6 protein-coding genes are annotated in these 6,052 nt (G+C 69.7%); 1 reads left to right on the top strand and 5 read right to left on the bottom strand.

What is annotated here, in order from left to right; translation table 11 throughout:
* The 5 genes from ABZ371_RS08570 to ABZ371_RS08590 form a co-directional block, all read right to left on the bottom strand.
* Nucleotides 1–906 (bottom strand): carbohydrate ABC transporter permease, encoded by a 906-nt coding sequence (locus tag ABZ371_RS08570; RefSeq protein WP_358675396.1) that lies wholly within the window; start codon nt 904–906, stop codon nt 1–3.
* Entirely contained in the window at nt 903–1,874 is a 972-nt protein-coding gene (locus ABZ371_RS08575; protein ID WP_358675398.1) for a sugar ABC transporter permease, read from the bottom strand. Before ABZ371_RS08575 ends, ABZ371_RS08570 begins: the two co-directional genes overlap by 4 nt.
* 2 nt (nt 1,875–1,876) lie before the next feature.
* Nucleotides 1,877–3,181, bottom strand: coding sequence for an extracellular solute-binding protein (locus ABZ371_RS08580; RefSeq protein WP_358675401.1), 1,305 nt, complete (start codon nt 3,179–3,181; stop codon nt 1,877–1,879).
* A gap of 247 nt (nt 3,182–3,428) precedes the next feature.
* The gene (locus ABZ371_RS08585; protein WP_358675404.1) at nt 3,429–3,728 is read right to left on the bottom strand and encodes a DUF3039 domain-containing protein; all 300 of its coding nucleotides are present in this window, start codon (nt 3,726–3,728) and stop codon (nt 3,429–3,431) included.
* A gap of 30 nt (nt 3,729–3,758) precedes the next feature.
* Nucleotides 3,759–4,319: a YqgE/AlgH family protein gene (locus ABZ371_RS08590; protein ID WP_358675407.1), complete on the bottom strand. Its 561-nt coding sequence runs from the start codon at nt 4,317–4,319 to the stop codon at nt 3,759–3,761.
* Between the two features lie 299 nt (nt 4,320–4,618).
* Between ABZ371_RS08590 and murA the strand changes: the two genes are divergently transcribed.
* The gene (gene murA, locus ABZ371_RS08595) at nt 4,619–5,959 is read left to right on the top strand and encodes a UDP-N-acetylglucosamine 1-carboxyvinyltransferase (protein WP_014155976.1); all 1,341 of its coding nucleotides are present in this window, start codon (nt 4,619–4,621) and stop codon (nt 5,957–5,959) included.
* Nucleotides 5,960–6,052 lie beyond the last annotated feature (93 nt).

Below are 6,052 nucleotides of genomic sequence, written 5' to 3' on the forward strand. Positions count from 1 at the left end.
TCAGTCCTTTACCGCCCCGCCCAGTCCGGAGACCAGGCGGCGCTGTACGAGTACGAAGAAGACCAGCACGGGAATCGTCATCACCGTCGAGGCGGCCATGATCCCTCCCCAGTCGTTCTCGTCGGGTTTGAAGAAGACCAGCAGCGCCATGGGCAGCGTCGACTGGGAGGTGTCGCTGATGATGAACGACTTGGCGAAGAGGAAGTCGTTCCACGTCGAGATGAAGGAGAACACGCTGGTGGCCACGAGACCCGGGAAGACGAGCGGGAACAGGATCTGCCACAGGAAACGGGTGCGGCTCGCCCCGTCGATGTAGGCGGCCTCCTCCAGCGCGTCGGGAACGGCCTTGACGAATCCGCGCAGCATCCAGATCGCGAACGGCAGCGAGAAGGCGAGGTGGGGCAGGATCAGCGAGCCGAGGGTGTTCAGCTGCCCGAAATCCCGCATGAGGAAGAACAGCGGGATGGTGAGCGCCTCGACCGGCACCATCTGCGCCACGAGGAACATGATCAGCAGGGTGGTGCGGAACCTGAAGCGGAACCGGGTGACGGCCGTGGCCGCGAGGAAGGCGATCAGCGCGGAGGCGATGACGACCGTGCCCGCGACGACCAGGCTGTTGAGGAAGTATCGGGCGAAGTCCTGCTGTTCGAAGACCCGGCGGAACGAGTCGAGGGACGGGGCAAGCGTCCAGGGGCGGGCCTGCGTGGACTGGATCTCGCCCGCCGGCTTGAGCGCGGAGAGCACCATCCAGTACAGCGGGAAGGCGACCGCGGCGGCGATGACGAGGGCCGCCGCCTCCGCCGCGAGCCTGCCGGGCCTGCGGACGCGGAAGGCGGTCCTCGGCGCGGGCCGGCGCGCCGGCGGGCCGGCGGGTGCGCCGGCGGGTGTCCTCACGGTCGTGCTCACAGTTCCTCCCCCTGACGCCGCACCAGGCGCAGGTACACCAGCGTCACGGCCAGCAGGATCACGAGCATCACGACGCCGATGGCCGATCCGAGGCTGTACTGCGAGGACGCGAAGGCTTTCTGGTACGCGTACACGTTGAGCACCAGGTTCTGGCCGGCGATGCCGCCGCCGTTGGTCATGACGTAGATCTGGGTGAAGACCTTGAAGTCCCAGATGACCGACTGGATGGTGACGACGATCAGGATCGGCCGCAGCATCGGTGCCATGACCGACCGCCAGATCCGCCACTGCGAGGCCCCGTCCAGTGAGGCCGCCTCCAGCACCTCGGCGGGTATCGCGCGGATGCCGGCGTACACGGTCACCATCACGAACGGGAACGAGCACCAGAGCACTTCCAGGAGCACCAGGGCGAACGCGCTGTAGCGCCCGTACGTCCAGGAGAAGTCGCCGAGGCCCAGCACCTTGTTGACCGGCCCGAAGTCGGGGTCGAAGAGGAAGACCCACACGGTCGACCCGGTGATCGCCGGGGTCGCCCACGCTCCGAGGGCGGCCATCATGAGGGCGAGCCGGGGCAGCGCCCGGATCCGGGTGAGCAGGACGGCGAGCGCGCATCCGACGAACAGGGTGGCGAGCACGCAGGCCGCGGCGAACAGCACGGTGGCCAGGAGCACCTGCCAGAACTGGCTGTCGCCGAAGAGTGCCGCGTAGTTGCCCAGGCCCTTGAAGGTGGTCGGTTCGCCGCCGCTGACCTGGGCCTGGGTGTACTCCAGGAAGGAGATCAGGCCCAGCTGGTAGATCGGGTAGACGAGGAGCCCGCCGAGCAGCACGAGGGCGGGCAGGAGGTACAGCCAGGGCGTCCAGCCGGAGCGCCGTGCCGGGGAGGCCGAGCGTCGGTGGGGCGCCCGGGCGGGCGCGCCGCCCGCCCGGGTCGTCTCGGGTGCCTTGTGCACCGTCGTGTTCGCGGTCATGGTCAGCCCGCGTCGGCGAACGCCGCGTCCATCTTCTTCGCCGCGTCGTCCGAGGCGGTGGCCACGTCCTTACGGCCGCTGACGATCTCCTGGAACATCGTGGGAAGGACCAGCGAGGCGTCGATCTGCCCCCAGGCCGGGGAGGCCGGGACGAACTCGGCGCCCGCGCCGAGCGTGGCGACGAAGGGGCCGACGAAGGGCTCCTTCTCGGCGACCTCGGCCCGTACGTCGGTGTAGGTCGGCAGGAAGCCCATGGCGTCGAACATGGCGGCCTGTGTCTTCTTGCCGGTCAGCGACTTCATCAGGTCGATCGCGAGGGTGCGGTGCGACGTGCTCCTGAGCACGCCGATGTTGTTCCCGCCCGCGAAGGCCGGTGCGATGGAACCCTTCTCGACCCCGGGCAGTGGCACGACCGCGTACGCGTCCTTCACCGTGCCCGCCTCCACGGCCGCGTGGCTGAAGTCGCCGCCTATGGCCATGGCCGCCTTGCCGGAGGCGAAGGCGGTGACGGTCGCGTTCCCGCCCATGGCCGCGCATTTGGCGGCGGGGCAGTTGTCGTCGCCGAACAGCGAGGTGTATGCCTCGATGCCCGCCCGCGCCTTCTCGCTGTTGACGGCCGACGTGTAGGTCACCCCGGTCTCCTTAGCCAGTTCCCCACCGTGCGCCCAGATGAAGGGCATCGCGCCGTAGGTGTACGCCCCGCCGACGGCGAGGCCGTAGAGCTCGGGTTTCGCCTTGTGGACCTTCCTGGCGGTGGCGGCCAGCTCGTCCATGGACTTGGGAGGCCGGATGCCGAGTTCCTCGAAGACGTCGGTGCGGTAGTACAGCGCGCGCACGCCGACGAAGAGGGGCGCCCCGTAGACCTGGCCGCCGACCGTGACGGACTGCTTGGCGGTCGGGTCGGTGTCCTTGGCCTCGTCCCAGGCGGCGAACTCCTTGCTGATGTCGGCCAGTCCGCCGTCCTTCACGTATCCGGCGGTGTCCGTGTTGCCGTACTCGATGAGGTCGGGGGCGCTCTTCGGGTCGTTGAAGGCCGCCTTGATGCGCTGGGCGCGGGTGTCGACCGGTATGTACTCGACCTCGACCTCCGCGCCCTCGTGGGACTTCTCGAAGGCGGCGACCGCGGCGTCCACGACCTTCGCCTTGGGCTTGTTCCCGACTTCCTGGAAGAGCCAGACGCGGAGCGTCCCGCTCTTCTCGTCCGTTCCGGCCCCGGAGCCGGAGGTCTGCGGCGCGCAGGCGGTGGCGGTGAGGCCGGCCAGCACAAGAGCCGCGGCCGGGGCGGCAATTCGGGCAGAAAGCTTCATCCGGAACCCCTACCGGTCAGTCGTTGCAACATACGCAACGTGCGTTTCGTTCTGCACAACTGGCAGGAGAGTAAGGGCGCGCCCGCAACCGGACAAGTGGTCTCAACCACTCTGTGACCAGCCGGAGCGCTCCGCGCAACGCCGGCCCTCCGGGCTCACCGGTGCCCGGACATGAGAAGACCCCCGGGGCGCGCGTACGACTGCGCGCCCCGGGGGTCACGGCCCGGACGGTGACAACAGGTGCGGACTACTTCTTGTTGCCGTCCTTGCCGCCCTTGCCCTTGTCCTTGTCGCCTCCGGCGCCCATGGACTCGTAGATCTCCTTGCACATGGGACATACCGGGTACTTCTTGGGGTCGCGCCCCGGGACCCAGACCTTCCCGCACAGTGCCACCACGGGAGTGCCCTCCAGGGCACTCGCCATGATCTTGTCCTTCTGGACGTAATGGGCGTAGCGCTCGTGGTCGCCGTCGCCGTTCGACACCTGCGGCGTCGGCTCTACGAGGGTGCCCGTCCCTGCCCCGCGCTCGGGCTCAAGAGTGCTCATAACTGCCAAGCGTACTGAAAGCTCCGGCCGTCAGTTCAGCGAAGGGTCGTCCGGATACGTCGCGATCATCGCCAGTTCGCTGCGCTGACGCCGCAGGACGGCCCGCCAGAGGCTTTCCGGGCGCGGCGACGACACGTCACCGGGCTCCGACTCGACCACGTACCAGGCGCCGTCCGTCAGCTCCGCCTCCAGCTGGCCCGGGCCCCAGCCCGCGTACCCGGCGAAGATCCGCAGGGAGCCGAGCGCCGCGGCGAGCAGTTCCGGGGGCGCTTCCAGGTCCACCAGGCCGATCGCCCCGTGCACCCGCCGCCAGCCGAGGGGGCCCTCGTCACCGGGGATGACCGCCACGCCCAGCGCGGAGTCGAGCGACACGGGGCCTCCCTGGAAGACCACGCCGGGCTCACCGGTCAGGCCGGCCCACGGCGCGAGGATGTCGCCGACGCCGACCGGGGTCGGGCGGTTCAGGACCACGCCGAGCGAGCCCTCCTCGTCGTGGTCGAGGAGCAGCACCACGGCCCGGTCGAAGTTCGGATCCGCCAGGGCGGGTGCGGCCACGAGCAGCCGCCCTGTGAGCGAGGACACCTCGGTCATGGCAGAGATGATCCCGCATGTGCGCCCTCCGCGGGAACCGTACGCCGCCGCCCGGCCCCGCCCCGGACGCGCGCGCAGCTCAGGGTGCCCGTTCCGCCGCACGGGCGCGCGGGAAACGCACGTACGGGCGCCGCGGGAGCCGCCGTGCGGACGGTAACACTCCGCAAGATGACGGGAGCGGAACGTGTTGTGGCGGATCCATGACGTTCGTACACCCCCCTGTGACTTACGGAAGGGGGGTAGGGGCCCATTACCCTCTTCGGAGGCCCCCTGTCCGACCACTCCGGAACGCGAGATACATGACCGGCACAGACGATGTCCTGCTTGTCCACGGCGGCACCCCGCTGGAGGGCGAGATCCGCGTCCGAGGCGCCAAGAACCTGGTGCCGAAGGCGATGGTCGCCGCGCTGCTCGGCAGCGGGCCCAGCCGGCTCCGCAACGTGCCCGACATCCGCGATGTGCGGGTGGTCCGGGGACTGCTGCAGCTGCACGGCGTGACCGTCCGCCCCGGTGACGAACCGGGCGAACTCATCCTCGACCCGTCGCACGTCGAGAGCGCGAACGTCGCCGACATCGACGCGCACGCGGGCTCGTCGCGCATTCCGATCCTCTTCTGCGGCCCGTTGCTGCACCGCCTGGGCCACGCCTTCATCCCGGGGCTGGGCGGCTGCGACATCGGCGGCCGGCCGATCGACTTCCACTTCGAGGTCCTGCGGCAGTTCGGCGCGACCATCGAGAAGCGGGCCGACGGCCAGTACCTGGAGGCCCCGCAGCGACTGCGCGGTACGAAGATCAGGCTGCCGTACCCGTCGGTGGGCTCCACCGAGCAGGTGCTGCTGACCGCCGTCCTCGCCGAGGGCGTCACCGAGCTGTCCAACGCCGCCGTCGAGCCGGAGATCGAGGACCTCATCTGCGTACTGCAGAAGATGGGCGCGATCATCTCCATGGACACCGACCGGACCATCCGGATCACGGGTGTCGACCGCCTCGACGGGTACACCCACCGGGCGATCCCGGACCGCCTGGAGGCCGCCTCCTGGGCGTCGGCCGCGCTGGCGACCGAGGGCAACATCTACGTGCGCGGTGCCCAGCAGCGTTCGATGATGACCTTCCTCAACACCTTCCGGCGGGTCGGGGGCGCCTTCGAGATCGACGACGAGGGCATCCGCTTCTGGCACCCGGGCGGCGCGCTGAACGCCATCGCCCTGGAGACGGACGTCCACCCCGGCTTCCAGACCGACTGGCAGCAGCCCCTGGTGGTGGCCCTGACGCAGGCCGCGGGCCTGTCCATCGTCCACGAGACGGTGTACGAGTCCCGCCTCGGCTTCACCTCGGCGCTCAACCAGATGGGTGCGCACATCCAGCTCTACCGCGAGTGCCTCGGGGGCTCCGACTGCCGCTTCGGGCAGCGGAACTTCCTCCACTCCGCGGTCGTGTCGGGGCCGACGAAGCTCCAGGGCGCCGACCTGGTCATCCCGGACCTGCGGGGCGGGTTCTCGTACCTGATCGCCGCGCTGGCGGCCCAGGGCACGTCCCGCGTGCACGGTATCGACCTGATCAACCGGGGCTACGAGAACTTCATGGACAAGCTCGAGAAGCTCGGCGCCAAGGTGGAACTCCCGGGCGGCTCGCTCGTCTGACCGCGCTCCGGCGCACGCACAGTGCTGCCGCACACAGCATTGCGCTCCCTGCGCACCACAGCACGCTGCCCCGGCCCCGCTCACGGGGGCCGG

This window comes from Streptomyces sp. NPDC005899 (assembly GCF_040629645.1).
Classification (GTDB): domain Bacteria; phylum Actinomycetota; class Actinomycetes; order Streptomycetales; family Streptomycetaceae; genus Streptomyces.